The 26,700-nt window shown below is 71.9% G+C and carries 29 protein-coding genes; 14 read left to right on the forward strand and 15 right to left on the reverse strand.

Annotated features, from left to right (window positions below):
* Positions 1–94 precede the first annotated feature (94 nt).
* On the reverse strand, positions 95–712 hold the full coding sequence (locus tag ACFZDI_RS04015; RefSeq protein WP_234847005.1) for an RNA polymerase sigma factor: 618 nt from the start codon (positions 710–712) through the stop codon (positions 95–97).
* 340 nt (positions 713–1,052) lie between these two features.
* Between ACFZDI_RS04015 and ACFZDI_RS04020 the strand changes: the two genes are divergently transcribed.
* Entirely contained in the window at positions 1,053–2,252 is a 1,200-nt protein-coding gene (locus ACFZDI_RS04020; protein ID WP_391247563.1) for an N-acetylmuramoyl-L-alanine amidase, read from the forward strand.
* Between the two features lie 2 nt (positions 2,253–2,254).
* Here ACFZDI_RS04020 and ACFZDI_RS04025 read toward each other — a convergent pair whose 3' ends face one another.
* The 4 genes from ACFZDI_RS04025 to ACFZDI_RS04040 form a co-directional block, all read right to left on the reverse strand.
* Positions 2,255–2,650: a hypothetical protein gene (locus ACFZDI_RS04025; protein ID WP_234847003.1), complete on the reverse strand. Its 396-nt coding sequence runs from the start codon at positions 2,648–2,650 to the stop codon at positions 2,255–2,257.
* 153 nt (positions 2,651–2,803) lie between these two features.
* Entirely contained in the window at positions 2,804–3,358 is a 555-nt protein-coding gene (locus ACFZDI_RS04030) for a hypothetical protein (protein WP_234847002.1), read from the reverse strand.
* Between the two features lie 108 nt (positions 3,359–3,466).
* Complete coding sequence (locus tag ACFZDI_RS04035) at positions 3,467–3,973, reverse strand: hypothetical protein (RefSeq protein ID WP_391247565.1); 507 nt, start codon at positions 3,971–3,973, stop codon at positions 3,467–3,469.
* Positions 3,974–4,066: 93 nt separating this feature from the next.
* On the reverse strand, positions 4,067–5,734 hold the full coding sequence (locus tag ACFZDI_RS04040) for a family 20 glycosylhydrolase (RefSeq protein ID WP_391247568.1): 1,668 nt from the start codon (positions 5,732–5,734) through the stop codon (positions 4,067–4,069).
* Positions 5,735–5,958: 224 nt separating this feature from the next.
* On the opposite strand from ACFZDI_RS04040, the gene ACFZDI_RS04045 reads away from it, so the two are divergent.
* The 6 genes from ACFZDI_RS04045 to ACFZDI_RS04070 all read left to right on the forward strand — a co-directional run bounded on the left by ACFZDI_RS04045 (position 5,959) and on the right by ACFZDI_RS04070 (position 10,875).
* Complete coding sequence (locus tag ACFZDI_RS04045) at positions 5,959–6,459, forward strand: 2-oxo-4-hydroxy-4-carboxy-5-ureidoimidazoline decarboxylase (RefSeq protein ID WP_234847000.1); 501 nt, start codon at positions 5,959–5,961, stop codon at positions 6,457–6,459.
* Positions 6,460–6,680: 221 nt separating this feature from the next.
* Positions 6,681–7,061: a succinate dehydrogenase, cytochrome b556 subunit gene (gene sdhC, locus ACFZDI_RS04050; RefSeq protein ID WP_010047075.1), complete on the forward strand. Its 381-nt coding sequence runs from the start codon at positions 6,681–6,683 to the stop codon at positions 7,059–7,061.
* A gap of 5 nt (positions 7,062–7,066) precedes the next feature.
* A complete protein-coding gene (locus ACFZDI_RS04055) occupies positions 7,067–7,549 on the forward strand; it encodes a succinate dehydrogenase hydrophobic membrane anchor subunit (protein ID WP_234846999.1) in 483 nt (160 codons plus the stop codon).
* Between the two features lie 19 nt (positions 7,550–7,568).
* Positions 7,569–9,323, forward strand: coding sequence for a succinate dehydrogenase flavoprotein subunit (sdhA, locus tag ACFZDI_RS04060; RefSeq protein ID WP_234846998.1), 1,755 nt, complete (start codon positions 7,569–7,571; stop codon positions 9,321–9,323).
* Positions 9,323–10,102: a succinate dehydrogenase iron-sulfur subunit gene (locus ACFZDI_RS04065; RefSeq protein WP_234846997.1), complete on the forward strand. Its 780-nt coding sequence runs from the start codon at positions 9,323–9,325 to the stop codon at positions 10,100–10,102. The genes sdhA and ACFZDI_RS04065 overlap by 1 nt, the downstream gene beginning before the upstream one ends.
* Before the next feature lie 152 nt (positions 10,103–10,254).
* Positions 10,255–10,875, forward strand: a complete 621-nt coding sequence (locus tag ACFZDI_RS04070; protein ID WP_391247572.1) for a Uma2 family endonuclease — start codon at positions 10,255–10,257, stop codon at positions 10,873–10,875.
* Between the two features lie 3 nt (positions 10,876–10,878).
* On the opposite strand, the gene ACFZDI_RS04075 is transcribed toward ACFZDI_RS04070, so the two are convergent.
* Both ACFZDI_RS04075 and ACFZDI_RS04080 read right to left on the reverse strand, forming a co-directional pair.
* Entirely contained in the window at positions 10,879–13,368 is a 2,490-nt protein-coding gene (locus tag ACFZDI_RS04075; RefSeq protein ID WP_391247574.1) for a DUF4132 domain-containing protein, read from the reverse strand.
* A gap of 7 nt (positions 13,369–13,375) precedes the next feature.
* A complete protein-coding gene (locus tag ACFZDI_RS04080) occupies positions 13,376–13,759 on the reverse strand; it encodes a hypothetical protein (RefSeq protein ID WP_391247576.1) in 384 nt (127 codons plus the stop codon).
* 120 nt (positions 13,760–13,879) lie between these two features.
* On the opposite strand from ACFZDI_RS04080, the gene ACFZDI_RS04085 reads away from it, so the two are divergent.
* From ACFZDI_RS04085 to ACFZDI_RS04095, 3 genes are read left to right on the forward strand one after another with little or no spacing between them, the layout of a single operon-like run.
* Positions 13,880–14,287, forward strand: a complete 408-nt coding sequence (locus ACFZDI_RS04085) for a hypothetical protein (RefSeq protein ID WP_234846993.1) — start codon at positions 13,880–13,882, stop codon at positions 14,285–14,287.
* A gap of 12 nt (positions 14,288–14,299) precedes the next feature.
* The gene (locus ACFZDI_RS04090) at positions 14,300–14,872 is read left to right on the forward strand and encodes a DCC1-like thiol-disulfide oxidoreductase family protein (protein WP_308287406.1); all 573 of its coding nucleotides are present in this window, start codon (positions 14,300–14,302) and stop codon (positions 14,870–14,872) included.
* Between the two features lie 17 nt (positions 14,873–14,889).
* Positions 14,890–15,636, forward strand: coding sequence for a TetR family transcriptional regulator (locus tag ACFZDI_RS04095; protein WP_361109191.1), 747 nt, complete (start codon positions 14,890–14,892; stop codon positions 15,634–15,636).
* Positions 15,637–15,783: 147 nt separating this feature from the next.
* On the opposite strand, the gene ACFZDI_RS04100 is transcribed toward ACFZDI_RS04095, so the two are convergent.
* Together ACFZDI_RS04100 and ACFZDI_RS04105 are read right to left on the reverse strand one after the other, a co-directional pair.
* Positions 15,784–17,223 (reverse strand): metallophosphoesterase, encoded by a 1,440-nt coding sequence (locus ACFZDI_RS04100; RefSeq protein WP_391247578.1) that lies wholly within the window; start codon positions 17,221–17,223, stop codon positions 15,784–15,786.
* Between the two features lie 23 nt (positions 17,224–17,246).
* Entirely contained in the window at positions 17,247–17,486 is a 240-nt protein-coding gene (locus ACFZDI_RS04105) for an SCO4848 family membrane protein (RefSeq protein WP_003992504.1), read from the reverse strand.
* 91 nt (positions 17,487–17,577) lie between these two features.
* Here ACFZDI_RS04105 and ACFZDI_RS04110 point away from each other — a divergent pair, with 91 nt between their 5' ends.
* A complete protein-coding gene (locus ACFZDI_RS04110) occupies positions 17,578–18,879 on the forward strand; it encodes a D-alanyl-D-alanine carboxypeptidase family protein (protein WP_391247580.1) in 1,302 nt (433 codons plus the stop codon).
* On the opposite strand, the gene ACFZDI_RS04115 is transcribed toward ACFZDI_RS04110, so the two are convergent.
* The 4 genes from ACFZDI_RS04115 to ACFZDI_RS04130 all read right to left on the reverse strand — a co-directional run bounded on the left by ACFZDI_RS04115 (position 18,827) and on the right by ACFZDI_RS04130 (position 21,834).
* Complete coding sequence (locus ACFZDI_RS04115; RefSeq protein WP_234850400.1) at positions 18,827–19,744, reverse strand: YihY/virulence factor BrkB family protein; 918 nt, start codon at positions 19,742–19,744, stop codon at positions 18,827–18,829. The two genes, ACFZDI_RS04110 and ACFZDI_RS04115, sit on opposite strands and share 53 nt — an antisense overlap.
* On the reverse strand, positions 19,732–20,193 hold the full coding sequence (locus tag ACFZDI_RS04120; protein ID WP_391248033.1) for a GtrA family protein: 462 nt from the start codon (positions 20,191–20,193) through the stop codon (positions 19,732–19,734). The genes ACFZDI_RS04115 and ACFZDI_RS04120 overlap by 13 nt, the downstream gene beginning before the upstream one ends.
* 182 nt (positions 20,194–20,375) lie before the next feature.
* Positions 20,376–21,320: a decaprenyl-phosphate phosphoribosyltransferase gene (locus tag ACFZDI_RS04125; RefSeq protein WP_391247582.1), complete on the reverse strand. Its 945-nt coding sequence runs from the start codon at positions 21,318–21,320 to the stop codon at positions 20,376–20,378.
* On the reverse strand, positions 21,313–21,834 hold the full coding sequence (locus ACFZDI_RS04130) for a phosphatase PAP2 family protein (RefSeq protein ID WP_391247584.1): 522 nt from the start codon (positions 21,832–21,834) through the stop codon (positions 21,313–21,315). The genes ACFZDI_RS04125 and ACFZDI_RS04130 overlap by 8 nt, the downstream gene beginning before the upstream one ends.
* 133 nt (positions 21,835–21,967) lie before the next feature.
* On the opposite strand from ACFZDI_RS04130, the gene ACFZDI_RS04135 reads away from it, so the two are divergent.
* Both ACFZDI_RS04135 and ACFZDI_RS04140 read left to right on the forward strand, forming a co-directional pair.
* The gene (locus ACFZDI_RS04135; protein ID WP_234850397.1) at positions 21,968–23,350 is read left to right on the forward strand and encodes an FAD-binding oxidoreductase; all 1,383 of its coding nucleotides are present in this window, start codon (positions 21,968–21,970) and stop codon (positions 23,348–23,350) included.
* A gap of 20 nt (positions 23,351–23,370) precedes the next feature.
* Complete coding sequence (locus tag ACFZDI_RS04140) at positions 23,371–24,126, forward strand: decaprenylphospho-beta-D-erythro-pentofuranosid-2-ulose 2-reductase (protein ID WP_142160355.1); 756 nt, start codon at positions 23,371–23,373, stop codon at positions 24,124–24,126.
* Positions 24,127–24,524: 398 nt separating this feature from the next.
* Here ACFZDI_RS04140 and ACFZDI_RS04145 read toward each other — a convergent pair whose 3' ends face one another.
* Positions 24,525–25,103 (reverse strand): 2'-5' RNA ligase family protein, encoded by a 579-nt coding sequence (locus ACFZDI_RS04145; RefSeq protein ID WP_234850396.1) that lies wholly within the window; start codon positions 25,101–25,103, stop codon positions 24,525–24,527.
* Between the two features lie 140 nt (positions 25,104–25,243).
* Complete coding sequence (trpS, locus tag ACFZDI_RS04150; RefSeq protein ID WP_391247587.1) at positions 25,244–26,257, reverse strand: tryptophan--tRNA ligase; 1,014 nt, start codon at positions 26,255–26,257, stop codon at positions 25,244–25,246.
* A gap of 206 nt (positions 26,258–26,463) precedes the next feature.
* On the opposite strand from trpS, the gene ACFZDI_RS04155 reads away from it, so the two are divergent.
* The gene (locus ACFZDI_RS04155) at positions 26,464–26,673 is read left to right on the forward strand and encodes a hypothetical protein (RefSeq protein WP_391247590.1); all 210 of its coding nucleotides are present in this window, start codon (positions 26,464–26,466) and stop codon (positions 26,671–26,673) included.
* Positions 26,674–26,700: the final 27 nt, after the last annotated feature.

Here is a 26,700-nt window from a genome sequence, read left to right on the forward strand (position 1 = left end):
CGCCGGGCCCCAGTACGTCCCGCCGGTCCGCCCTGTTCAGAGCGCCCGGCCCACGCCGCCCCTGTGGACCCGTTCCGCGAAACCATCGATTCCGCTACGTCGACTCACCCAGCGTCCGGGGAGCCTCATCCGTCACACTCTCCGCGCCCAGCTGCCGGGCGAGGCGCTTCAGGCCCCGGTGGGCGGCCGTGCGAACCGCGCCCGGCCGCTTGCCCAGGACCCGTGCGGCAGCCGGGCCGTCGAGGCCGACCACGACCCGCAGCAGCACGGCCTCGGCCTGGTCCCGCGGCAGCCCCCGGACCAGCTCCAGGGCGTGCTCGGTGGAGATGGCCTCCAGCGCCAGGTCGTACGTGTTCTGCGGTCCGGGCAGTTCCAGGACGTCCTGCTCCAGCGCGGACGAACGGGGCCGTACCCGCTGCCGGCGCAGGTGGTCCAGCGCCCGGTGCCGGGCGATGGTCGCCGTCCAGCCGCGGAAGCCGGCCCCGTCGCCCCGGAACCTTCCGAGGTCCCGGGCGATCTCCAGCCAGGCGTCGGACGCCACGTCCTCCGCGTCGTCCCCGACCAGGCCGCGCAGATAGCCGAGCAGTCCGGGCTGCACGAGCCGGTAGGCGACCGCGAAGGCCGCCTCGTCGCCCTGCTGGGCCCGCGCGACGGCCGCACCCAGTTCCCCGTCGTACGCCTGCCCGCGCCGGGGTGCCGCTCCCTGACCCAAGTACCGTCCTCGTCCGTGCCGCCTGCGCGCCCTGCCACGGTGATCAGCGCCGGTCCGCGCGGAAGTGTCACAGCGCGTCAGACGCCGGGGTCCGAAGTCCCTTCGAGGCGAGCAGCCCTGACGACCGTTCGGCGCGACGCGGCCTGGCCCTTCGAGTCCTCCGGCCCGACGACCGTCCGGGGCATCCGGCCGACGGCCCCGCTGGGCCTCCCGGCACGAGGACCGTTCGGGTCATCCCGGCCCGCCGTCCTCGGGACGCCGGCGCCGTGGACGTTTCGGCCAAGTGACGGACCGGGGACCTCTGCCGGCGATGCCACCGCCCACGAAAGGCGAGCGCCGTATGACATCCCGCCTCCTGCGCACCGCCGTCGCCACCGCCCTGGCCCTCGGTGCCCTCGGCCTCACCCAGCCCGCCCGGGCCACCCCCTCGGACGGTGTGCACACCCTCGGGGTGCCGGACGACGATCCCCACGACAGGTCCCTCGCCCCGCGCACCACCGAGCCGTTCAGTCTGATCGGCATCACCTGGGACGACCCGCACGCGACCCTGGACGGCACCGCCCAGGTCCGCACCCGCTCCCGGGAGAGCGGCGCGTGGACCGCCTGGCGCCCCCTGGAGGCCGACGGCCGTGCGCCCGAGACCGGCCCCGACCGCGACCGGACCGGCGTGCGCGGCAGCACCCAGCCGCTGTGGACGGGGCCCTCGGACGGCGTCCAGGTGCGGGTGACGGGCTCACGCCTGCCTGAGGGGCTCCGCGTCGAACTGGTCGATCCCGAGGCCGGGCCGGCCGCTGTGCACACCGCGGCCGTCGGGCCGAGCGTCGTCCGCCCGGCCGCCGGTCCGCGGTCGGCCGAGCGTCCCGTCATGGTCTCGCGCTCCGCCTGGGGGGCCAACGAGTCCCTGGTGAAGGACCCGCCCACCTACACGGGCAACACCAAGGCGATGTTCGTCCACCACACGGCGGGCACCAACAGTTACGCCTGCTCCGAGTCGGCGTCGATCGTGCGCGGCGTGTTCCTCTACCACGTGCAGAGCAACGGCTGGAACGACATCGGCTACCACTTCCTCGTCGACAAGTGCGGCACGGTCTTCGAGGGACGTGCGGGCGGCGTCGACAAGCCCGTCCTCGGCGCGCACACCTACGGGTTCAACACCGCCACCAGCAGCGTCTCGGTGCTCGGCGACTACTCCACGGCGGCCACCAACGCGGCGGTGCGCCAGTCGGTCGCCAAGGTCGCCGCGTGGAAGCTCGGCCTCTACGGCATCGACCCGACCGGGACGGTCGTGCTGACCTCGGGTGCCGACAACGGCAAGTACAAGCTGGGCCAGCGGGTGACGTTCCACCGTGTCTCCGGCCACCGCGACGGCTACCCGACCGAGTGCCCCGGGCAGCACCTCTACGACGACCTGCCCGCGATCCGCGCCCTGGCCGCGAACGCCACCACGACGGCCGCACTCGCCACCGAGCCGCCCTGGCCCGGGGCCGAGGGCCTGGAAGAGGACCGCGACGAGGGCGAAGAGAACCTCCCGGCGCGGTGACGCTAACGCCGGGGCGCGGTGCTCATCGCGTCCCGGCACAGCAGCCGCAGTGAGCCATGGCCGCCGTAGCAGCGGCGGGCCTCGTCGAGGGGGTCCCACAGGCGCCCGTCGGGGGTGCGGATCCAGTGGTCGCCGCCGGTCGCCCACCACTCGGCGCCGGTCTGACGCGCCATCACCTCACCGGCGTACGCGCCGAAGCCGCGCAGCACCTGCTGCACGGCGGCGTCGGGCGCCCCCTCCCGCCGTATCCCCTCGATCATCCGGTCGACGCTCCACAGGCTCTGCGCCGAGTAGTCGAGGTGCAGCCGGGCTCCCTCGCGCATCGTCGCCACCGTGTCCGCCGCCCATCGCAGCGGCTTCGCAGCCGCCGATGGCCTGGTCTCCGCTTGAGTCGTCACACCCGGGAAAGCGCTGGGGCGAAGCGTTTCGTCACCCGGAACCGGCGACTTCTTCGAAGCGGCGCAGGACCACCCCACCTCGCCCAAGGGACAGTCACAGGACTCTCCCAGGAACGGGGTTTAGGCCGGTCAGGGCACCCGGGGCCGCTTCCGTCAGCCTTGTTGCCGGCTCCGGCGGGAGACCACCGCGCGCAGGACCCGACGTCCCTCGACCGACACCTCCAGGGCCCGGCGCAGCCCGGCCGGACCGTGTCCGGCGAGGACCTCCAGGACGGTGACCTGGCGGCGCAGTTCGGCGGCGACGAGGGGCGACATGCCGTCCGTGCGCCCTTCGCGGCGGGAGTCGACGGACGCGGCGTCGTCCTCGGCGGTGTCGAGGAGCCGGTGGATCTGGAGGGAGGCCACGGAGCAGGCGTCGGCCCACACCCGGACCGCGGCGGCGGACCGCTCGGCGGGGGCGGCCTCGAGCATCCGGTGGGCGAGCGCGGCCGCCTCGTCCCCGGCGCCGGCCGCGTCCAGCTTGCCGCGCGCCTGCTCCAGCCGCTCGCCCCACTCCTCGGCACCGGCGCCGTCGCTGAGACTCGCCCACACCGGCCTGAGGATCTCGTCGTCGCCGCCCAGCAGGGGCACGCACCGATCCAAACAAGCCAGCCCGCTCGCGGCCAGCCCGCGCTCGTCGGCCTGTGCGATCAACTCCACCAGGCTCATCCACGTCTCCCTCCGCGGGCCTTCTCCGAGGCCCGGCCAGGCCGCTGCCAGCCGTCACCCCTCACGGAACCCGCACCTCCCCTTACTGCGTGCGACGGCCCCGGAGTGTCACAGGGGCACCACACCCAGCCTGTCGAGGAAGCGGAACAAGAGGTTTTCGGCCAGGGGATCAGGGTCTGAAGTCAGTACGTCCACCAGCGCGTCGGCGTTCACCTCGCGCCCGGCCTCCGCGGCCCAGCGCACCGCCCGCTCGGCGGCGTCACCGGGCTCCAGGAAGTAGTCCTCCAGCGCGAGCCCCTCCCGGCCCGACCCCAGGTACCCGGCCATCGCGGAGCGCGCGAGGCAGGTCGTCCACGCCCCGCTCTCCGGGGCCGCGGCCTCCAGCACCACGCACGCGCTGTTCATGACGTACCCGAAGAGCGCGGGTGCCCCGGTCTCCCGGGCGAGGGCGTTCATGTTCCCGATGTCGCCCTCGCTGCTCGGGAACTCCCACACCTGCCATCCGCCCGGCGCCGAGGCGCGCTGCGTGACGGCGTCCCCGGCCCCCGCCAGCGCGTCCAGCTCCGGCAGCGGACGCTCCCCGCGGCCCACGACGAAATATCCCCAGTAGCCCATGTCCCGGTTCCCCCCGGCATATTCGATGCTGCTCGCGAGAAGACCACCACAGTCGTACGGGAGTTCGCAGGCGTATGGCCCAATTCGTGCCGGTCAGCCGAGCCTGTCCGCCAGCGCCCGGAACTGCGCCCAGGTCAGCTCGGGCTCGCCCGGGTCCCACAGCTTCTGGACGGTCGCCCGCAGCGGCATCCGGACCCCGGCCGCGACCTGGCCCTGCGTCTGGGAGTTCGCCAGGTCGCACCAGACGGCGAGGTTCCCGCCGAGGATCTGGCCGTCGTAACGCGCCGGCACGGCCGCGGTGCCGCGCAGCACCCGTGGCGTCCACTGCTCGTAGATCCGCTGCCCCGTCGGGTAGACGAAGGTCTGCGGCTCGCCGAGCACGTAGTACAGGAACTCGTCGTTGTAGTTGATCACGTTGCGGCCGGCCTGGAGGTACTCCAGGGGCTCCCGGGCGCCGATCTCCTTGCCGGTCCAGTAGGCGACCTGGATGTCCTTGTCGGGCTCGACGGACGTGCCGCGGAAGAAGCCGTCGTTCCACGCGCGCGGGGTGCGGTCGTGCTTGCGGACGGTGGCGGCCCGGTCGTTCAGCCATCCGGTGGTGAGGTCGGCGACCGTGGCGCCGGAGCCGTATTTCTCCTGCGCGGCCGCGGCCAGCTGCGGGAACGACGCCTCCGGGTCGGAGCGGACCAGCGCCTGGTACTCGTCGGCCCCGAGGTGCCAGGGCTTGCCGGGGAAGAGGTCCGCGTACTCGTTCAGCAGCTCGTCGACGATCTCGGCGCTCTCGGGTTTGGAGATGTCGATGGCGCCCTGCACCGCCGAGCCCTGCGCGGTGCGCAGCTGCAGGTCGGGGTGGGCACGCAGGACCGCGCCCAGGTGCCCGGGCGAGTCGATCTCGGGCACGACGGTGATGTGCCGGCTCTCCGCGAGGTCGATGATCTTCCGTACCTGCGCCTTGGTCAGATGCGGCTGGGACACGATCTCCGGTTGCGTGTCGGACTCGATCCGGAATCCCTGGTCGTCGGAGAAGTGCAGCCCCAGCTGGTTGAACTTCAGGTCGCCCAGCTCCCGGACGCGGTCCTCGATCCAGTCGGCCGTGAAGTACTTCCGGGCGATGTCCAGCATGAACCCGCGCTGCGGCTTGGCCGGCTCGTCCTTCACGACGCCCTCGGGGGCCGTGCCGCCGTCGTGGGTCTCCTGCTTGAGCGTGCGGGTGCCGTAGAAGACCCCCGCGTCGGTGGGCCCGTCGATCTCCACCCGCCCGTCGCGCACGGTCATCACGTACGACTCGGGGTTCGCCCCCTTGTCGCCGTTCAGTGTCAGCCGCAGGTCCCCGGCCTTCTTGTCGCCCTTCTCGCCCGCGTACGTCATCCCGAGCTCGTCGGCGACCAGCTTCCCCTCGTCGGCCAGCGCGGGGTCGTCCACGACCACCCGGCTGCCCTTCTCGGGCTGCCAGCCCGGGCCGCGCGCCGGCTCGTGGTCGCGCACGGCGGGGATGGTGCGGGGCGCCTCGGACAGGGGGTAGGAGCGGGTCGGGCTGGGGGTGGGGGCCGCTTCCGGCGCCCCGTCCGGGGGCGCCGCCGCGCTGGCCCCCTGCGAGGATCTGGCCTCCGAGCCGGTGGACCCGTCGTCGCCGCCCGAGGCCGCCCAGAGCCCGAGACTCACCCCGGCCGCGACGACGACCAGGGCTACCGCCATCGCCACGACCAGCACCTGCCGCTGTTTCCCCTGCTTCGCCGAAGTCCGGCGCCTGTGCTGACTCACCCAGCCAACCTAAGACCCGGGGCCGCATGGCGCGCGTCCACCACGCGCGTCGAAACCCTCCCTCCCGAGTGAAATTCAGGCATCCCTCGGACACGTCATGGTCGTACTCGATAGCGTGGCGTCACATCTCTCACGACTTGCCCTGCTGATACACGTGACGCCCACGAGGACCCACGCTGCCCGCGCACCGTCTCCCCGATCTCCCCGGTCGACGCGCCATACCGGTGGAGCACCTCAACGCCGCCTCCGAGGAGGACCTGGAGCAGGTCCTCCTCTCCTGCCTGCGCAGCCTCCGCTGGGCCCGGCGCGTCGCGGAGCACCGTCCCTACCCGGACCTGGACTCCCTGCTGGCCGCGGCGGACGAGGCGGCCTACGACCTCGGCTGGCCCGACCTCACCGAAGCACTGGCGGCCGAGCCGCTTCCCACGCTCCCGCCCGACATGTACTCCGCCGCCCACACCGCCCTGAGCGCGGCGCACGCCGCCTACGAGGCCCGCTTCGGACACGTGTTCGTCATCTGCCTGGACGGCGTGTCCCCCTCCGAGGCCCTGGACCGGCTCCTGGAGGCCGTCCGGTCACGATTGACGAACGATCCCGAAGAGGAGCGCGTGGTCGCGGCGGACGAACTCCGGCGGCTCGCGAGGGAACGGCTGCTGCACGCCCTCAGGGGCGCGGGACCCCAATCGACAAGCGGCTGGCGCCGCGCGGGCGCGATCAACCACTGACGGCCCGCACCCGGCAGCCCCGGAGGCACCCCTCGCCTCCCTGGCCGCACTAGCCCACCAGTACCCCTTTGCGTGCCAGTTTGATCACACCCCGGGACCCCGGCTCAGCCCAGCGGCAGCGCCTCGCTACGATGCTGGGGGCCGGTGGACCGTACCCGGCCGGGCCCGACCGACACACCAAGCCGGCGCGGCCCCAATCCCCGCTCCCGGAGGAAACTTCCGTGCCGGCTGGAACGCTGTACCGCGGCCGGGAAGGAATGTGGTCCTGGGTGGCTCACCGAGTCACCGGCGTCCTCATCTTCTTCTTCCTGTTCGTTCATGTGCTGGACACCGCCCTCGTCCGCGTGTCCCCTGAGGCCTACGACAACGTCGTGGCCACGTACAAGACGCCGATCGTCGCGCTGCTGGAGTACGGCCTCGTCGCCGCCATCCTCTTCCACGCGCTCAACGGCCTGCGCGTCATCGCCGTCGACTTCTGGATCAAGGGCGCCCGGTACCAGAAGCAGATGCTCTGGACCGTCGTAGCCCTCTGGGTCGTGCTGATGCTCGGGGCGATCTACCCCGTTCTCGGCCACGCCGCTCGTGAACTCTTCGGGAGCTGACGCCAATGTCCACGACTGAGAAGTCCGCCGCCGGCGTCGGCCCCGTCGAGGGCGGCGCCGTCTACACCGTCGACAACCCGGCGCCGCTCATCGAGGCCCCGCGCCAGCGCACCAAGAAGACCCCGAAGAGCACCCGGGGCAACTTCGAGCTGGCCGCCTGGCTCTTCATGCGTCTGTCCGGCGTCGTGCTGGTCGTCCTCGTCCTCGGCCACCTGCTGATCCAGCTCGTGCTGGACGGCGGCGTCTCCAAGATCGGCTTCGCCTTCGTGGCCGGCCGCTGGGCGTCCCCGTTCTGGCAGGTCTGGGACCTGCTGATGCTGTGGCTCGCCATGCTGCACGGCGCCAACGGCCTGCGCACGGTCATCAACGACTACGCGGAGCGCGCGAACACCCGGCTGTGGCTCAAGGGCCTGCTCTACACCGCCACGGTGTTCACCATCCTGCTGGGCACGCTGGTGATCTTCACCTTCGACCCGAACATCCGCTAGGCACGGGGCTGCGAGAATCATGAAGATCCACAAGTACGACACCGTCATCGTCGGCGCCGGTGGCGCGGGCATGCGCGCGGCCATCGAGTCCACGAAGCGCAGCCGCACCGCCGTGCTGACCAAGCTGTACCCCACCCGCTCCCACACGGGCGCCGCGCAGGGCGGCATGGCCGCCGCGCTCGCCAACGTGGAGGAGGACAACTGGGAGTGGCACACCTTCGACACGGTCAAGGGCGGTGACTACCTGGTCGACCAGGACGCCGCCGAGATCCTGGCGAAGGAGGCCATCGACTCGGTCCTCGACCTGGAGAAGATGGGCCTGCCGTTCAACCGGACGCCCAACGGCACGATCGACCAGCGCCGCTTCGGCGGTCACAGCCGGAACCACGGCGAGGCCCCGGTCCGCCGCTCCTGCTACGCGGCCGACCGCACCGGCCACATGATCCTCCAGACGCTGTACCAGAACTGCGTCAAGGAGGGCGTGGAGTTCTTCAACGAGTTCTACGTCCTGGACCAGCTGATCACCGAGGTCGACGGCGTCAAGAAGTCGGCCGGTGTCGTCGCCTACGAGCTGGCGACCGGCGAGATCCACGTCTTCCAGGCGAAGTCCGTGGTCTACGCGTCCGGCGGCTGCGGCAAGTTCTTCAAGGTGACGTCCAACGCCCACACGCTCACCGGTGACGGCCAGGCGGCCGTCTACCGCCGCGGGCTGCCGCTGGAGGACATGGAGTTCTTCCAGTTCCACCCGACCGGCATCTGGCGCATGGGCATCCTGCTGACGGAGGGCGCCCGCGGTGAGGGCGGCATCCTCCGCAACAAGGACGGCGAGCGCTTCATGGAGAAGTACGCGCCGGTCATGAAGGACCTCGCGTCCCGTGACGTCGTGTCCCGCTCCATCTACACGGAGATCCGTGAGGGCCGCGGCTGCGGTCCCGAGGGCGACCACGTCTACCTCGACCTCACGCACCTCCCGCCGGAGCAGCTGGACGCCAAGCTCCCGGACATCACGGAGTTCGCGCGCACCTACCTCGGCATCGAGCCCTACACGGACCCGATCCCGATCCAGCCGACGGCCCACTACGCCATGGGCGGCATCCCGACGAACGTCGAGGGTGAGGTCCTGGCGGACAACACCACGGTCGTTCCCGGCCTGTACGCCGCGGGTGAGGTCGCCTGCGTCTCCGTGCACGGCGCCAACCGTCTCGGCACGAACTCGCTGCTGGACATCAACGTCTTCGGCAAGCGCGCGGGCATCGCCGCCGCGGAGTACGCGCAGAAGGCGGAGTTCGTCGAGCTGCCGGAGAACCCGGCGGAGCTCGTGATCGAGCAGGTGGAGCGGCTGCGCGACGCCACCGGCAACGAGCGGGTGGCGGAGCTGCGGCGCGAGCTGCAGGAGACCATGGACGCCAACGTCATGGTGTTCCGCACCGAGCAGACCATCAAGACGGCGGTCGAGAAGATCGCGGAGCTGCGCGAGCGCTACAAGAACGTCTCGATCCAGGACAAGGGCAAGCGGTTCAACACGGACCTGCTGGAGGCCATCGAGCTGGGCAACCTGCTCGACCTCGCCGAGGTCATGGCGGTCTCCGCGCTCGCCCGCAAGGAGTCCCGCGGCGGTCACTACCGCGAGGACTACCCGAACCGCGACGACGTCAACTTCATGCGGCACACCATGGCGTACCGCGAGGTCGGCGCCGACGGCTCCGAAACCGTCCGTCTCGACTACAAGCCGGTCGTCCAGACCCGCTACCAGCCGATGGAGCGTAAGTACTGATGGCTACCCCCGTTCTGGACAAGGAAGACGCGGCCGGCAAGCCCGAGCCCGGTTTCGCCGACTCCCCCTACATCACGGTCACCTTCCGCATCCGCCGGTTCAACCCGGAGGTCGCGGCCGAGGCCGTCTGGGAAGACTTCCAGCTGGAGATCGACCCCAAGGAGCGTGTCCTCGACGGTCTCCACAAGATCAAGTGGGACCTCGACGGCACCCTCACGTTCCGCCGCTCCTGCGCGCACGGCATCTGCGGCTCGGACGCGATGCGGATCAACGGCAAGAACCGTCTTGCCTGCAAGACGCTGATCAAGGACATCAACCCCGAGAAGCCGATCACGGTGGAGCCCATCAAGGGCCTCACGGTGCTGAAGGACCTCGTGGTCGACATGGAGCCGTTCTTCCAGGCGTACCGCGACGTCATGCCCTTCCTCATCACGAAGGACACGAACGAGCCGACGCGTGAGCGTTTCCAGACGGCCGAGGACCGTGAGCGCTTCGACGACACGACGAAGTGCATCCTCTGCGCGGCCTGCACCACCTCGTGCCCGGTCTTCTGGAACGACGGCCAGTACTTCGGTCCGGCCGCCATCGTCAACGCGCACCGCTTCATCTTCGACTCGCGTGACGAGGCGGGCGAGCAGCGCCTGGAGATCCTCAACGACCGCGACGGTGTGTGGCGCTGCCGCACGACCTTCAACTGCACGGACGCGTGCCCGCGCGGTATCGAGGTCACGAAGGCGATCGCCGAGGTGAAGCGTGCGCTGATCACGCGCCGCTACTGAGCCTCGCAGGTTGCTGAGGAGGGCCCCGTTTCCGCTGGAGACGGGGCCCTCTGGCATATGCCACACCATCGGGTGAACACGCTTGGAACGGACCCGTGGGCCGGGCCCGGCCTACGATGATGCTCTCGACACCAGTTCCCAGGAGGCACCTGATGTCCGCAGCTTCCGTCGAGCAGCCCTTCCACGACGAAGAGCCGGTCACCCTGACGACCATCGCCGACGAGATCATGGAGCGCCATCCGGGCTACCGCGTCGAGATCATCGGAGGCCATCTCCTCGTGACCCCGTCCCCTGACGGCGCCCATGCTCGCGCGCTGACCAAGCTCATGCGTCCCTTCATGGCAGCCGACCTGGATGGAGGCGAAACCGAGGTCCTTCAGGGCGTCGGTCTTTGGCTGCCCATGGAGGCGGAGGACTACGCCATCCCCGATCTTGCGATCGTGGACGCCGACTTCGAGGACCATCACGTCGAGAACAACGCCTACGAAGCGGTGTGCTTCCGCATGGTGCTGGAGGTCACCTCCAGCAATTGGAAGAACGACCTGAAGACGAAGGTGGCCGCCTACGCCGAGGCGAAAGTCCCGGTCTACGTCATCGTGGACCGCAAGCACCAACGCCTCCACGTCCTGACCGACCCGGCGGGAAGCGGCTACGAGAACCACCGCCCGCACGCCCCCGGCGAGCTCGTCACCCTCCCCGACTCCATCGGCGCGAAGGTGACCCTCGACGTGGCCGAGATCCTCAAGGCCGGGCAGGCGAGGACGAGCGACTGAGTCTCACAACTGGCTCAGGATCGAAGGGTCTGTGATCTTCGTGTCCGCCGCCAGCAGCATCGCCTTGCTGAGGATGACCGCCAGCATGCGGTCGCCCTCGTAGGGGAGGTAGCCCGTTGCCGGGGTCGTCGGGGTGGACTTCGGGACGATGCAGACGTACTGGTCGTTCGGGGTGCGGAGGATGTTGCCCGAGCCCAGGTGGATCTTGTACGTGTGGCGGTCGCCCTTGACGTGGAGGAAGCGGCCCTCCAGCGTGCAGCGCTCGGCTATCGCCAGGCGCGGGACCAGGCGCTCCAGCAGGAGCCTGCGGGTCTCGGCGCTCGCGTTCAGCTCGCCGAAGCCGTACGACGTCCAGTACTCCTGGAAGCGGCCGCCGGGGCCGCCGTCCTGCCAGGTCGGGTCGTTGCCGACGCTGGCCACGCCGACGAACAGGTCCACGTCGCGCAGGACTTCGGAGAGGACCAGGGGCGGGATGTCCTCCAGCGGCACCGGGGCGACGGGGTCCTGGCCGGGGGCGAGCCACATGGTGTACGCGCCGCCGTAGCAGTGTGCCGAGTTCTGCGGGGCGTCGAGCGGGTAGAAGCGGACCTGGTCGGTGCGCAGGCGCAGATAGCTGCCGGAGTCGGTGGTGTCGACGCCGTACTCCTCGCCGTCGCCCTCGATCCAGTACTCGGCGCGCAGGCCCCATCGGGGCAGCTCACGGGTCGCGGGCGGAGCCGAGTCGTCGACGCACAGGCGCAGCTTGTTGTGCCAGCCGCGCAGCGCGGCCAGGGAGTGGAACTGGTGCTGGCGCACGATGTGGGCCGCGAAGCGGTTGGAGTACGTGCGGGTGGCCCGCTCGGCGTCCGTGAGCAGGTAGACCTCGCGGTGGGCCTGCTTGAACGGCTGGGTGACGCCGTGCCGCTCCAGCCAGTCGCGCCAGGCGACGATCTGCGCGGGTTCGTGGCCGACCGGGTGCCACAGTTCGACCCGGTCGCCCCCCGTCAGGGGTTCGTCGGCCAGCGTGCGCAGCTCACCGTCCGCGTAGCCGGCCGTCGTGCCGTCGATCGTCCACAGCAGGCGGCGGGCCAGGGTGCCGACCAACGGGTGGTCGAGGTACCGCTCGCGCCACACGGCGTACGGCCAGCTGCGGCGGGCCAGGAACTGGCGGTCCAGGCGCTCGGTCTGCGCCGAGAGCATTTTGTCGATGTCCTTGACCGCCGTCTTGAGGTCCTTCAGTTCGTCCGGGTGGTCGCGCTTCACGGCCACCGGCACCGTCCTGACCGGCTTGCCCGCGGCGTTGCGCCAGCTCAGCACGGCGCGCGGGCCGCGGACTTCGAGGAGTGCCGTCGTCTCGCCCAGGCGGTGTTCGGCGTGGCCGACGTCCGTCAGGCCGTACGCCGGTACCGCCAGTTCCTCGATCTCCTCGCGGGCGAGGCCGAGGGCGGTGGCGCGCGCCTCCAGGGCGGTGTCGAGGAGCTTGGCGGTGTTCTTGTACGTCACCCGGGTGGCCAGCCGGGCGAGTTCGGCGAGGGCCGCTTCGGAGTCGATGCGGGCCAGCGCGACGACGCCGGCGTTGGCGACCTTGGGGTTGCGCGGGCCGAGGCCCGCGACCTTCTTCAGTGACGTCTCGACCAGGGCGCCCAGGGCCCGGGCCGTGCCGGGGTGGGGCGGCAGCAGGGAGAGGAGCCAGGCCAGGCCGCGCAGGGCCGTCGCGTTGTACGGGTCGTAGGCGTTGTCGACGTCCGGCTCCCACGCCCGGCGTTCCAGCGGGAGGGTGCGCGGGCGGCCGACGAGGGCGAGCCAGGACAGGACCGTCTCGCGGACGCGGTCGGTGCCGAGGGCGTCCAGGAGGGCACGGGCCCCCTTGTCCCACTTGGCCGTGGGCCTGGAGGCGGTGGCGGTGAGGGCGTGGGCCAGCAGGGCCTGCCAGTCGGGGCCGGTGGCGTCGCTCAGGGCCTGTTCCGCCCAGGCCTCGCCGACGTTGAGGACGGGGTCGGTGAGCTGCCGGGCCAGCGCGACGAGGTCGGCCGCGCGGTAGGCGTCCAGGGCCGCGCGGCGGACGACGGCCACGACGGGGGCCGGGAGGGGGCGGCCGGCGGCCAGTTCGGCCCGGCACAGGACCTCGAAGCGGGCCGCGTACCAGAAGGAGTGTTGGCGGGCGAGGTCGTCCAGGGCCTTGCGGCGCTCGGCGGCCAGCGGATCGTCGGCGAGCCGCTCCGCGCCGTCGAGGCCCTCGGCGACCAGGGCGCCCAGGGCGAGATGGCGGCAGCGGGCCTCGGTGTCGTCACCGGCCTGGTGGAAACGGTCGGCCAAGGCGTGCAGCAGCGCGCGGCGGTGCTCGGCCGGCAGGGACCGGAGCTGGTCCAGCACCCTCTCCCAGCCCGCGCCCCAGGCGCCCCGGCTGGAGTCCATGACGCGCAGCGCCTCGTCGGCGACCCCGCCGATGTCGCCGTCGGCGATCCTGTCGCGCAGCCGGTCCGCGTGCGACCGGGGCGTGCGGAAGGAGCTCATCAGCCACCTACCAGGGGACGAGCTTCAGGAACGTGACCTCGGTGCCGAGGGCGAGGTCGATCTCCTCGTCCGGGTCGGTGACCTGACGGTCCCCCACCAGCACCAGGAAGCCGTTCCCCGCGAAGGCCCGCTCGGCCAGGGCCGTCTGCCTCTCGGGGTCGATCCGGCGGGGCGTGCGCACCGCGTAGCCGTTGAGCACGCGCTCGGTGTCCTCGGGCTGCACGAGTCCCTGGAAGACCTCCGGCGTACGGGCGTTGTACTCGGCGACCTCCTGGAACACCCGGCGCCGGATCAGTTCCCGTACGGTCAGCCGTTCTTCGGCGATCTCCAGCCCCCAGGCCGTCCGTCGCTCCCCCGCCGTCGTCTCGTCGACGAACGTCACGATTCCCATGCGGACGACAGTACGAGGCACCACTGACAATCCCACCGAGCCCTTGTGTTGAACATGTTCAAAAGTAGGTCTAGAGTCATCCCCGACAGCGTTTTGAACGTGTTCAAGAAGGGTGGGGCAATGGACCGCACGGTCATCGCCTACGTCATCTACCTGCTGGTCAGCATCGGCCTGACCGTCTGGGTGGCCCGCACGCTCAGCCGGAACGGCAAGGTCTTCCTCGCCGACGTGCTGCACGGCAACGAGAAGCTCGCCGACGCCGTCAACCACCTCCTGGTGGTCGGCTTCTACCTCGTCAACCTCGGGTTCGTCGCGCTGTACCTGAGTGGCGACGGGACCATCACCGACGCACGCGGCATCTTCGAGGCCCTGTCGACGAAGCTCGGCGTGGTGCTGCTGGTCCTCGGCGTGATGCACCTCGCCAACGTCTACGTGCTCAACCGGATCCGGCGCCGGGGCGCCATGGAACGGGAGCAGGTGCCGCCGGTGCCGCCGCAGGGCTGGGTCGCCCCGCAGCCGCAGGCCTGAGCGGAGACCCACGTGAACGCCACCGGCACCAGCACCAGCACCAGCACCAGCACGACCGGAACGCGCGCCACCGGCACACACGCGGCCACCCCGGTCCGCCGGCTCACCGTCCTCTACGACGCCGAGTGCTCCCTGTGTGCGTTCCTGCGCGACTGGCTCCTGCGGCAGCCGAAGCTGGTGCCGCTGGAGCTGGTCCCGGCCGCCTCCGAGGAGGCCAGGCGGCGCTTCCCCGGCCTCGACCACGGCGCCACCCTCGACGAGATCACCGTCGTCGGCGACGCCGGGCAGGTCTACCGGGGCCCCGCCGCCTGGGTGGTCACCCTGTGGGCGCTGCGCGAGCACCGGCCGCTCGCCCACCGGCTGAGCACCCCGGCCGGCGCCCGGCTCGCCAAGGGCGCGGTGCTCGCCGCCGCCAAGTGGCGTGGCGCGCAGTGGCACCGGGGACAGCGCGGCGGGGCGCAGTGGGGCGGCCGGGTCTACCGGCGGGCGGACGGCTGGTCGTACGACCCGGACGGTGGCTGGAGCTACACCGCGCCGGGCTGCGCCGACGGCACCTGCGCCCCGCGGTGGCCGGACCCGCGCTGACGTTAGGCTCTCTTCCCGTGTCCGCGAAGAACGACGGCCCCGACGACGGCGCCCTCCCCACCAAGTCCGAGCAGACCCGCGCCCTGATCCTGGAGACGGCCATGAGGCTGTTCCAGGAGCGCGGCTACGACAAGACCACGATGCGGGCCATCGCCAAGGAGGCCGGGGTCTCCGTCGGCAACGCGTACTACTACTTCGCGGGCAAGGAGCACCTGATCCAGGGCTTCTACGACCGGATCGCCGCCGAGCACCAGGTGGCGGTCCGGGAGATCCTGGACCGGGAGCGCGACCTGGAGCCCCGCCTCGCGGGGGTGCTGCGGGCCTGGCTCGACATCGCCGCGCCGTACCACGAGTTCGCGGTGCAGTTCTTCAAGAACGCCGCCGACCCGGACAGCCCGCTCAGCCCGTTCTCCCCCGAGTCGGAGCACGCGCGGGAGGAGGCCATCAGCGTCCACCGGGAGGTGCTCGCCGGGGCCACGAAGACCAAGGTCCCCGAGGAGCTGCGGGACATCCTGCCCGAGTTGATGTGGCTGTCCCAGATGGGGCTCGTCCTGTACTGGATCTTCGACCGCACCGAGGGGCGCGAGCGCAGCTACCGGCTGGCCGAGCGCGGTGCCCGGCTCACCGCGCGGGGTGTCGCCCTGGCCCGCTTCCGGGTGCTGCGGCCGCTCGTGCGCGAGGTGCACGAGCTGTTCACGGAGTTCCTGCCGGGGATGACGAACGCCATCCCCGATCCGGCGGCCCGGCGGCGCACCGAGTCCTGAGGGGGCGGGCCCTCAGAGCGCGGTGAGGCTCCGCAGACGGAACACGCCCGTGCCGTCCGACGGGTACTGCCCGCCGCCGACCTCCGAAAGCACTGACTAATGGGCCGTTCGGTCCGGTTTCACGGCGTTCTCACCGGGTTGCGGCGGTCAGGCCTGTTTCGATGCGAGCTCGATGACGGTGATGTCCGAGGGTGCGCCGACGCGGGTGGGCGGGCCCCAGGCGCCGGCGCCGCGGGAGACGTAGAGCTGGGTGTCGCCGTAGCGGTCCAGTCCCGCGAGGGTGGGGTTGGCGCCGGAGGCGATGAGGTTGCCGGGCCAGAGCTGGCCGCCGTGGGTGTGACCGGAGAGCTGGAGGTCGACGCCGTGCTCGACGGCCTCGTGGATCTGGACGGGCTGGTGGGCGAGCAGCACGCACGCGCGTGCGGTGTCCCGGTCGCCGAGCGCCTTCACGAAGTCGGGGCCCTGTCCCTCGTTCTCGCCCGCGACGTCGTTAACCCCGGCCAGGTCGAAGTACGGCATCTCCCGGCGGGCGTTCTCCAGGGGGTCGATGCCCAGGCGGCGGACCTCCTCCACCCACTGCTCGGCGCCGGAGAAGTACTCGTGGTTGCCGGTGACGAAGTAGGACCCGTGACGCGCCCTCAGCCGGGCGAGTGGGGCCGCCGCGGGACCGAGGTCCTTCACGCTGCCGTCGACCAGGTCGCCGACGACCGCGATCAGGTCGGGCTGGGTGCCGTTGATCGTGTCGACGACCTTCTGCGCGAAGCCACGTCCCAGGACCGGGCCGAGGTGCACGTCGCTGACGACGGCGATCCGGTACCCGTGCGCGGCGCGCGGCAGCTTGGCCAGCGGCACGGTGACCCGCTTGACCTTCGGCCCGCGCAGCACATCGTACGTCCCGTACCCCACGGTCCCGACGGCGGCTGCCGCCGCGGCCCCGGCGACGATCCGGGAGACGAACAGACGGCGGGAGGGGCCGACGGGGGTGGCGGTGCCGGTCGGGTCCGGGGTGGCAGGGGGTTCCGGAGCGCCCTCGGGGGGCGTGTCCGCACCGGGGCCGAGGGTGGTGCGGGGCTCCGCGGAGCCCTCGGGTGGCGTGTCCGCGCCGGGGCCGTTCGGCGGGTGGGTGGCGGTCGCGTGGGCCGTCGCGGGACCGGTCGCCCCGCCCGTGCCGCCCGTCCGCGAGGCGGTCGCGGTCTCGCGGGTCGCGCCGGTGCCGACGTCGTTCCCCTGTGAACCCTCGCTCGGGACCTGGTCCGTCCGTCTCGCCCGGTGGTCCAGGAACCGGCGCAGGAGCGGCCGGACGATCTCGCCGGCCACCACCGCCAGCAGCAGGTACATCGACAGGGCCAGCCACAGGAAGCCCGGCCAGGCGAGGGTCTGCTGGAGCCCGAAGGGGGCCCCGGAGCGTTCGGCGACCAGGGCTCCGATCGCCAGCAGCCAGCCACCGGCGATCAGCACCGCACCCGCGCGCCGGACGAGGCCCGGGCCGCTCGTCGTGTCGCGGAACAGGCGGCGCCACATGAACCAGTTGGCCGTCACGACGACGGCCAGGACCAGTACGGCGACGAGTACGAAAACGATGACCACGGTGTCGAGTCTCCCGATCGCCGCTATGACGTCCGGCGCAGTGCGCGCAGACCACGCAACCCGATGGCCCCGATGACCGTCCCCAATACGAAGGAGACGACGGCGAGCAGCAGGTGCACCCAGAAGTAGGCCGTGGGACGGCCGTCGTCGAAGGCGAGCCCGCTGCCGTCCTTGACCAGGTTCTTGACGAAAGTGATCCAGATGACCCAGCTCCACACCCCGAAGGCGAGCAGGAACCAGGAGACGGGGCGGCTGAGCTTCATGCACCCAGTATCGCCAGGACCTGTCCGGTTCCGTTCGCGGGGTGGAGCCGGGGGCGGGACTTCCCCCCGTACGGCATGTACGTTTCCGACCGTGCCCGCTCCGAAGCAGACCGTCAGGCGATCCCTGCTGGTCACCTCCGCCGTCCTGTCGTCCCTCGCCCTGGCCGCACCCGCCGCCGTCGCCGCCCCGAAGCCCTCGGGCAGCCCGTCGGCGAGCCCCTCGGCCACGCCCCCGGCGTCGATGTCGACCGTGGGCGGTGCCCGGCTCGGCAGGCCCGGTACGCAGGTGAACCTGGCGAGCGGCGTGCCGGTGCTGCCGAAGGACGTGACCGCCCGCTCCTGGATCGTCGCCGACGCCGAGTCCGGGGACGTCCTGGCCGCGCACAACGCGCACTGGCGCCTCGCCCCTGCCAGCACGCTGAAGATGCTGTTCGCGGACACGCTGCTGCCGAAGTTCCCGGGGGACACCCGGCACAAGGTCGTCCCCGCCGACCTGGCCGGGATCGGCTCGGGCTCCAGCATGGTCGGCATAAAGGAGGAGGAGACGTACACGGTCCACGACCTGTGGCTGGGCGTCTTCCTGCGCTCCGGGAACGACGCCGTGCACGTGCTGTCCGCCATGAACAAGGGCGTCGACAACACCGTCGAGGAGATGAACGAGCACGCCGAGGAGCTACAGGCGCTCGACACGCACGTCGTCAGCCCGGACGGCTACGACGCCGAGGGGCAGGTCTCCTCCGCGTACGACCTGACGCTGTTCGCCCGGTCCGGGATGCAGAAGAAGGACTTCCGCGAGTACGCCTCGACGGTGCGGGCCAAGTTCCCCGGGGAGACCAAGAAGGGCAAGAAGGGCAAGAAGGTCCGCGAGTCCTTCGAGATCCAGAACACCAACCGGCTGCTGGCCGGCGACTCGGACGTGCCCGTCTACCAGGGCATCGCGGGCGTCAAGAACGGCAACACCACCAACGCCGGCGCCACCTTCACCGGTGTCGCCGAGCGCGGCGGCAAGGTGCTGCTGGTGACGGTGATGAACCCGGAGAAGCCCGAGCACAACGAGGTCTACAAGGAGACGGCCCGGCTGTTCGACTGGGGCTTCAAGGCGGCCGGGAAGGTGCAGCCGGTGGGTGAGCTGGTGCCGCCCAAGGGTGCCGCGCAGGCCAAGCCCGGGGCGAACCCCTCCGGCGAGGCGGGCGGCTCCGGGGACGGCGGCAGCGGCACGGGCGGGACCGGTTCGAAACCGGCGGCGAGCGCCCCGGCCGCGGACGGCTCCAGCGGCATAGGGACCGCGCTCGGCATCACGGGCGGGCTGCTGGTGCTGCTCGCGGGCGCCGCGTTCCTGGTCAACCGCCGATGGCCGCTGCCGGATCTGGTGCGCCGCCGGCCCCGTCCGTGAACTCCGGGACTTCGTCCGCCTTGCTCTGCGTCGCCGTCCAGGCGGCGCAGAACAGCACCAGCTTCGAGGTGAAGTTGATCCACAGCAGCAGCGCGACGGGCACGCCGAACGCGCCGTACATGCTCTTCGCCGCCACGCCCTGCAGATAGCCGCTGAGCAGCAGCTTCAGCAGTTCGAAGCCGATCGCGCCGGTCAGTGCCGCCACGAACAGGCGGTGGCGCGTCGGCTCGACGCCGGGCAGCAGCGTCAGGACGTAGAGCAGCAGCAGGAAGTTCGCGAGCACAGCGATCAGGAACGCGGCGATGTGCAGCAGGACCCCGCCCCAGCCGCCCTCGTCGATGCCGGCTTCCCTGGTGATCCAGCCGACCATCGCGGAGGCGACGGCGGACGCGGCGATGGTGACGAGGAGCGCGCCGCCGAGGCCGATGAGGACGCCCGCGTCCTTGCCGTAGCGCACGGCGGGGTTCTCCTCCTCGTCGGGCAGCTCCCACACCGCCCGCAGGCACTCGCGCATCGACCCGGCCCAGCTGACGCCGGTGAAGAACAGCAGGCCGCCCGCGATGAGCCCGATGGTGCCGGCGTTGTCGACCAGGCCGGCGATGTCGAGCTGGTCGGAGATGCCGGGGACCTGCTGGGCGAGCTTGTCCTGAAGTGTGTGCTCCTGCTCCGTGCTGAGGGTGGCGGCGGCGATGGTGGCGGACACCGTCAGCAGCGGGAACAGCGCGACGAAACTGGTGAAGGTCATCGCGGCGGCCAGCCGCGTCCACTTCACGCGGTCGAGCCGCTCGTACGACCGCCACGCGTGGGTGATCATCAGCCGTTCCGCCCACGGCCCGATCACCGGGAGTCTTTTCAGCCAGTCCATGATCCGACTCTGCCCTCCGCCCGGAACACCCATGTACGGGTACCCCAGAACCGCAGGACTGTGGCCAGCGCCATACCGACGACCGTGCCGGAGACGGTGTCGGCGCGCTGCGAGGTGAGGCCGAGGCCGTAGTGGCTGACGGCCAGGCAGAGCAGCTGGACGGCGGCTCCGGCGAGGTTCACCGCGAAGAACGCGGCGTACGCCCGCAGGCCGGGTGTGCGGGCGGTGCGGTAGGTGCCGAGGGCGTTGCCCGCGTAGGCGACCGTGCAGGCGGCGAGGAAGGACAGGGACTTGGCGGTGATCGGGTCGAGTCCGGCGGGGCCGCGCAGCGCGGTGAACAGGGCGAGGTCGACGGCGTAGGCGAGGAGCCCGACGGCGGCGAAGCCGAGCAGTTCCCGGCGACCGGGGGTGCCGGGACCGCGCCACGCGCGCGACCCGCGGCCGGGGATGGCGGGGCGTCGCCATGCCCGCCACCGGCGGCCGGGGATGCCGGGGGCTCGCCACGCCGGCCACCGGCGGCCGGGGATGCCGGGGGCTCGCCATGCCCGCCACCGGCGGCCGGGGATGCCGGGGGCTCGCCACGCGCGCGACCGGCGGCCGGGGGTGGCGGAGCCTCGTCGCGCGTGTGTGGTCACCAATTCGCCACGGCCAGGCCGTACATCGCCATCCAGACCACGCCGATGAGGGCGAGGGCGCGGTCGTGCAGGACGACGTCCTCGGGTTCGCCGGCCGTGCCGCGGTCGGCGAAGACGGCATATCTGAGGATCGCCAGGATGAAGGCCACCATGGACAGTTGGCGCCAGGGCAGCACGCTGGTGTGCGGGACGCCGCCCTCCTCCATGGCCCACAGGCAGTAGCCGAGGACGGCGACACCGGCCGCGAGCTGCCAGACGAAGCGCAGGTAGCCGGTGGTGTACTCGGTGAGCAACGCCCGTGTGGCGCCCGCCTTTCCGGCCATCTGGACGGCTTCCGAGTAGCGCTTGGCCGACACCATGAACAGCGCGCCGAAGCCGGTGGTGATCAGGAACCAGCGGGACAGCGGGATGCCGAGGGCGAGTCCGCCGACCATGGCCCGCATCAGGAAGCCGGTGGTGACGACCGCGAGGTCGACGACGAGGACGTGCTTGAGGCTGATGCAGTAGGCCAGTTGCATCGCGAGGTAGGCGGTCAGCAGGGCCGCGACGGCCGGGCCGCACAGCCAGGCCGCGGCGGCGGGCGCGAGGAGGCCGAGGCAGCCGCCGACGGCGTAGGCGACGGGTACGGGGACCTGCCCGGCGGCGACCGGGCGGTGCCGTTTGACGGGGTGGGCGCGGTCGGCGTCGGCGTCGCGGGCGTCGTTGACGAGGTAGACGGCGGCGGCGCACGCCGTGAAGAGGAGGAAGACCAGGGCCAGTTGGATCAGGGCGTGACGGGAGAAGAGCTCGCCGGCGGCGGTCGGGGCGGCGACCACGAGGACGTTCTTGACCCACTGCTTCGGGCGCGCGGTCCTGAGGAGCCCGGCCAGGAGACCACCCTTGTGAGGTGGTGCGGGCCGCTCCTCGTGGGTGCGCTGCCGCAGGACGGCCGTCTCAGGCATGGTGGACCCCCTCCCGCATCCAGCGTGCGCCGAGCCGGGCCGTGAGGGCGCCGAGGGCCGCCCCGGCGGCGATGTCCGTGGGGAAGTGGACGCCGGTCACCAGCCGTGAGACGCACACCAGGCCGGCGAGCGGCGGCACCGCGTGGGCACCCAGGGCGCCGAAGGCGACGGCGGCGGCCGCGGCGGAGGTGGCGTGGGAGCTGGGGAAGGAGTGCCGGCCGGCGGTGCGCACCAGGGGCTCGACGTGCGCGGGGCGCGGCCGGCGCACGACCCGTTTCAGCCCCATGCTGACCAGGTGCGCCCCGGCGGTGAGGGCCGTGCCGCGCAGCCAGGCGCCGCGTCGTCCGCCGTCGACGGTGGCTCCGGCGAGCCCCGCCGCCAGCCACAGCGCCGCGTGTTCCCCCGCCCAGGACAGGGCACGGGCGGCGCCGGCGACGCGCGGGTCGGTGCCGCACTCCCTGAGCGCCGAAACGATCCGGTGGTCCATGTCGTGCAGGTCGTCGAGGTCGTCCATGTGGACTCACTGTTCACGCCCATCAGGCCTGAACTCCGGCAATATTGAGCGACATCCCATTAATCACCCATTTCGGGGAGGGATGCCATGTTCACGAACTGATCGGTCATAGTGGGGCGATACGGTCACGCACATGTCTGCCGACACCGATTCCGACCCGGACGTCATGGGCCTGGACCACACCACCGTCACGGGCTGGGGCCGCACCGCACCCACCGCCGCCTGGCTGATCCGTCCGCGGACGTACGAGGAGGCCGCGGCGGCCGTCCGGGACTGCGGGGCGCGCGGCGGGATCCCCCGGGGCCTGGGGCGGGCGTACGGGGACGCGGCGCAGAACGCGGGCGGCTCCGTGCTCGACATGACGGCTCTGGACCGGGTGCACGCGATCGACGCCGACGGCGGCACCGTGCTGTGCGACGCGGGGGTCTCCCTTCACCGGCTGATGGAGGTGCTGCTGCCGCTCGGCTGGTTCGTGCCGGTCACCCCCGGCACCCGCTACGTCACCGTCGGCGGGGCGATCGGCGCCGACATCCACGGCAAGAACCACCACGTCTCGGGCTCCTTCGCGCGGCACGTCCTCGCGCTCGAACTGCTCACCGCCGACGGTGAGATCCGCACGGTGATCCCCGGCACGCCGCTGTTCGACGCCACGGCCGGCGGCATGGGTCTGACCGGCGTGATCCTCACCGCGACGATCCGGCTCCAGCCGGTCGAGACGTCCCTGATGTCCGTCGACACCGAGCGGGCGTCGGACCTCGACGACCTGATGGCCCGGCTGGCGGCCACCGACCACCGCTACCGCTACTCGGTCGCCTGGGTCGACCTGCTGGCCCGGGGCGCCGCCACCGGGCGCGCGGTCCTCACCCGCGGCGACCACGCGCCCCTGGACGCGCTCCCCGCCCGCCTGCGCCGGGACCCGCTGGCCTTCCGCACTCCCCGCCTCCCGGCGACCCCGGCGATCCTCCCCGAGGGCCTGCTCAACCGGACGACCGTGGGTCTGTTCAACGAGCTCTGGTACCGCAAGGCCCCGCGCGCCCGGACCGGCCAGCTCCAGCGGATCTCCGGCTTCTTCCACCCCTTGGACGGCGTGCCCCACTGGAACCGGGTCTACGGCCGCGGCGGCTTCGTCCAGTACCAGTTCGTCGTCGGCTACGGCCGGGAGGACGCGCTGCGCCGGATCGTGCGCCGCATCTCCGAACGCCGCTGCCCGTCCTTCCTGGCCGTCCTCAAGCGGTTCGGGGAGTCCGACCCGGGCTGGCTGTCCTTCCCCGTGCCGGGCTGGACGCTGGCGCTGGACATCCCGGCGGGCCTGCCCGGCCTCGGCGCGTTCCTCGACGAGCTGGACGAGGAGGTCGCCGCCGCCGGGGGCCGCGTCTACCTCGCGAAGGACGCCCGGCTGCGTCCCGAGCTGCTCGCGGCCATGTACCCGCGTCTCGACGACTTCCGCGAGCTGCGCGCCCGGCTGGACCCGAGCGGGGTGTTCGTGTCCGACCTGGCCCGCCGTCTCAGTCTCTGAGCCCTCCCCTAGGAGCTGTCATGAAGGACGCCTTCGGCCTCCCCCAGTCCCTGCTCGTCCTCGGCGGTACGTCGGAGATCGCGCTGGCGACCGCCCGCCGGCTGATCGCCCGCCGCACCCGCACGGTCTGGCTGGCGGGCCGCCCCTCCCCCGCCCTGGAGGAGGCCGCCGGCCAGCTGCGCGGGCTCGGGGCCGACGTGCACACCGTGGCCTTCGACGCGCTCGACCCGGCCTCCCACGAGGCCGTGCTCGGCAAGGTCTTCGCCGAGGGCGACGTCGACATGGTGCTGCTCGCCTTCGGGCTGCTGGGCGACCAGGCCCGTGACGAGCGGGAACCGGAGGCGGCGGTGCGGGTCGCGCAGACCAACTACACCGGCGCGGTCTCCGCGGGCCTGGTGTGCGCCCGCTCGCTGCAGTCCCAGGGGCACGGCTCGCTGGTCGTGATGTCGTCCGTGGCGGGCGAGCGGGCCCGCCGGGCGAACTTCATCTACGGCTCCAGCAAGGCCGGCCTCGACGCCTTCGCGCAGGGTCTGGGGGACGCGCTGCACGGCACGGGGGTGCACGTCATGGTCGTACGCCCCGGATTCGTGCGGACGCGGATGACCGCCGGGCTGCCCGAGGCGCCGCTGGCGACCACGCCGGAGGCGGTCGCGACGGCCGTGGAGCTGGGGCTGCGGCGCCGCACGGAGACGGTGTGGGTACCGGGGACGCTGCGCGTGGTGATGGCGGCCCTGCGGCACCTGCCACGCGGGGTGTTCCGACGCCTGCCGGTCTGAGCGGCGGGGGCCGCCGCGGCTGACGGTGTGAGAGGCGGGAGGCCTCCGCGGCTGCCGGTGTGAATGGCGGAGGGCCTCCGCGGCTGCCGATATGACCGGCGATGTATTCCGGTGGCTGCCGGTGTGAGCCGACGGGGTATTCCGGTGGCTGCCGGTGTGAGCCGACGAGGTATTCCGGTGGCTGCCGGTGTGAGCCGACGAGGTATTCCGGCGGCTGCCGGTGTGAGCCGACGAGGTATTCCGGTGGCTGCCGGTGTGAGCCGACGGGGTATTCCGGCGGCTGCCGGTGTGAGCCGGCGAGGTGTTCTGGTTGTCGGTCTGACCGGTGAGGTGCTGCGGCAGCTGTCGGTCTGAACGGCGCGGTGTTCCGGCGGCTGTCGGCTCGACCGGCCGGGGGCTCAGCGGGTGGGGACCGAGCCGCGTTCCGCCCGTCCGGCCTGCGGGGGGACCACCGAGCCGCCGAAGGGGAACTCGCGGAGCTTGCGCCATACGCCGTCGGCACCCTGCTCGTAGAGGGCGAAGCCGGTGCAGGGCCACTCGGCCTCGTACCCGGCGAGCTCCTCGAAGGCGCGGTCCATGGCCGCCTCGTCGATGCCGTGCGCCACGGTGACGTGCGGGTGGTACGGGAACTGCAGTTCGCGTGCGGCCGGCCCGGCGGGGTCGCGGACCTGCTGCTGGAGTTGCGTGCAGGCCTCCGCGCCCGCGACGACGCGGACGTACACCACCGGCGACAGGGGCCGGAAGGTACCCGTGCCGGACAGCCGCATGGGGAACGCGCGGCCGGCCGCGGCGACCTCAGCCAGGTGCGCCTCGACCGCCGGCAGGGAGGCCTCGTCGACCTCCGTCGGCGGCAGCAGGGTGACATGCGTGGGGATGCCGTGAGCAGCGGCGTCGCCGAAGCCCGCGCGCAGCTGCTGGAGCTCGCTGCCGTAAGGCTCCGGGACCGCGATCGAAACGCCGATCGTTACGGTCCCCACGTCGTCTCCTGTCGTGTCAGTGTGGCCGCTGATACGACCACCCGGTTATCGACTGTAAGGCCACGGCCGGGTTACGGGCAGGCGCAACCGGAGTGATGTACAGCGCTGTTCGGTGGTACGGCTGTGCGCGGGGGGCCGGTTCAGTGCTTGGCGGGCAGGAAGCCGACCTTGTCGTACGCCTCGGCGAGGGTCTCCGCGGCGACCGCGCGGGCCTTCTCGGCGCCCTTGGCGAGGATCGAGTCGAGCGTCTCGGGGTCGTCCAGGTACTGCTGGGTGCGCTCCCGGAACGGCGTCACGAAGTCGATCATGACCTCGGCGAGGTCCGTCTTGAGCGCGCCGTACATCTTGCCGGTGTACTTCTCCTCCAGCTCTCCGATGCTCTCGCCGGTGAGGGTCGAGTAGATCGTCAGGAGGTTGCTGACGCCCGGCTTGTTCTCGGCGTCGTAGCGGATCACCGTGTCCGTGTCGGTGACGGCGCTCTTGACCTTCTTGGCCGTGGCCTTGGGCTCGTCGAGAAGGTTGATGAGGCCCTTCGGCGTGGACGCCGACTTGCTCATCTTGATCGACGGGTCCTGGAGGTCGTAGATCTTCGCCGTCTCCTTGAGGATGTACGGCTTGGGGAGCGTGAAGGTCTCGCCGAAGCGGCCGTTGAAGCGCGCGGCGAGGTCACGAGTGAGCTCGATGTGCTGGCGCTGGTCCTCGCCGACCGGGACCTCGTTGGCCTGGTAGAGCAGGATGTCCGCGACCTGGAGGATCGGGTACGTGAACAGGCCGACCGAGGCGCGCTCGGCGCCCTGCTTGGCGGACTTGTCCTTGAACTGCGTCATCCGGCCGGCCTCGCCGAAGCCGGTGAGACAGTTCATGATCCAGGCGAGCTGGGCGTGCTCGGGGACGTGGCTCTGCACGAAGAGCGTGCAGCGGTCCGGGTCGAGGCCCGCCGCGAGGAGCTGGGCCGCGGCCAGGCGCGTGTTCGCGCGCAGGTCCGCCGGGTCCTGCGGGATGGTGATCGCGTGCAGGTCGACGACCATGTAGAACGCGTCGTGAGTCTCCTGCAGGGCCACCCACTGGCGGACGGCGCCGAGGTAGTTGCCGAGGTGGAACGAGCCGGCGGTGGGCTGGATCCCGGAGAGCACGCGAGGTCGGTCAGAGGCCATGCTCACCATTCTCTCAGGTCCCGGAGGCCGATCCGGAACCGGCCGGAAACAGACGGGCTCCCGTGCGGCTCCGGCGGTGTGACCAGGGGGGAGGCACGCGGAGGTCTTCCTGGCGGTGCCCGGGCGGGGCGGACCTGGAGGGGTCCGATGCGGGCACGAGGCGGGGCGGGAGGGCGCGGCTGGACGGGGCACGGCTGCTCGGGGCCGTGGCGGGCGGGCCTCTCGCGGACCCGGCCGCGGCCTCGGACCTCGACGGTCCGGCGCGGGTTGAGGTGCGCTGGGGCGCGGCGGCAGGGGCACCGGGGCTCGCGGCCGGTGCCGGCGGCACGCTGCTGATACGCCGCGCGGCGGCCCGGCGGGAAGCCGGACCGCCGCGGGAGGAACCGCGTCAGGTGCTGATCGACCTGGACGAGTGAGAGGCCGCGGGCGCCGCCCCCGTCCCG

The organism is Streptomyces sp. NPDC007907 (assembly GCF_042959365.1).
Classification (GTDB): Bacteria; Actinomycetota; Actinomycetes; order Streptomycetales; family Streptomycetaceae; genus Streptomyces; species Streptomyces indiaensis.

What these genes read in the sequence shown, in the direction of transcription:
- ACFZDI_RS04020 (WP_391247563.1), top strand. Translation starts at nt 1,053, where the DNA reads ATGACATCCCGCCTCCTGCGCACCGCCGTCGCCACCGCCCTGGCCCTC.
- ACFZDI_RS04030 (WP_234847002.1), bottom strand. Translation starts at nt 3,358, where the DNA reads ATGAGCCTGGTGGAGTTGATCGCACAGGCCGACGAGCGCGGGCTGGCC.
- ACFZDI_RS04035 (WP_391247565.1), bottom strand. Translation starts at nt 3,973, where the DNA reads ATGGGCTACTGGGGATATTTCGTCGTGGGCCGCGGGGAGCGTCCGCTG.
- ACFZDI_RS04055 (WP_234846999.1), top strand. Translation starts at nt 7,067, where the DNA reads ATGTCCACGACTGAGAAGTCCGCCGCCGGCGTCGGCCCCGTCGAGGGC.
- sdhA (WP_234846998.1), top strand. Translation starts at nt 7,569, where the DNA reads ATGAAGATCCACAAGTACGACACCGTCATCGTCGGCGCCGGTGGCGCG.
- ACFZDI_RS04065 (WP_234846997.1), top strand. Translation starts at nt 9,323, where the DNA reads ATGGCTACCCCCGTTCTGGACAAGGAAGACGCGGCCGGCAAGCCCGAG.
- ACFZDI_RS04070 (WP_391247572.1), top strand. Translation starts at nt 10,255, where the DNA reads ATGTCCGCAGCTTCCGTCGAGCAGCCCTTCCACGACGAAGAGCCGGTC.
- ACFZDI_RS04075 (WP_391247574.1), bottom strand. Translation starts at nt 13,368, where the DNA reads ATGAGCTCCTTCCGCACGCCCCGGTCGCACGCGGACCGGCTGCGCGAC.
- ACFZDI_RS04080 (WP_391247576.1), bottom strand. Translation starts at nt 13,759, where the DNA reads ATGGGAATCGTGACGTTCGTCGACGAGACGACGGCGGGGGAGCGACGG.
- ACFZDI_RS04085 (WP_234846993.1), top strand. Translation starts at nt 13,880, where the DNA reads ATGGACCGCACGGTCATCGCCTACGTCATCTACCTGCTGGTCAGCATC.
- ACFZDI_RS04105 (WP_003992504.1), bottom strand. Translation starts at nt 17,486, where the DNA reads ATGAAGCTCAGCCGCCCCGTCTCCTGGTTCCTGCTCGCCTTCGGGGTG.
- ACFZDI_RS04115 (WP_234850400.1), bottom strand. Translation starts at nt 19,744, where the DNA reads ATGGACTGGCTGAAAAGACTCCCGGTGATCGGGCCGTGGGCGGAACGG.
- ACFZDI_RS04125 (WP_391247582.1), bottom strand. Translation starts at nt 21,320, where the DNA reads ATGCCTGAGACGGCCGTCCTGCGGCAGCGCACCCACGAGGAGCGGCCC.
- ACFZDI_RS04130 (WP_391247584.1), bottom strand. Translation starts at nt 21,834, where the DNA reads ATGGACGACCTCGACGACCTGCACGACATGGACCACCGGATCGTTTCG.
- ACFZDI_RS04135 (WP_234850397.1), top strand. Translation starts at nt 21,968, where the DNA reads ATGTCTGCCGACACCGATTCCGACCCGGACGTCATGGGCCTGGACCAC.
- ACFZDI_RS04140 (WP_142160355.1), top strand. Translation starts at nt 23,371, where the DNA reads ATGAAGGACGCCTTCGGCCTCCCCCAGTCCCTGCTCGTCCTCGGCGGT.
- trpS (WP_391247587.1), bottom strand. Translation starts at nt 26,257, where the DNA reads ATGGCCTCTGACCGACCTCGCGTGCTCTCCGGGATCCAGCCCACCGCC.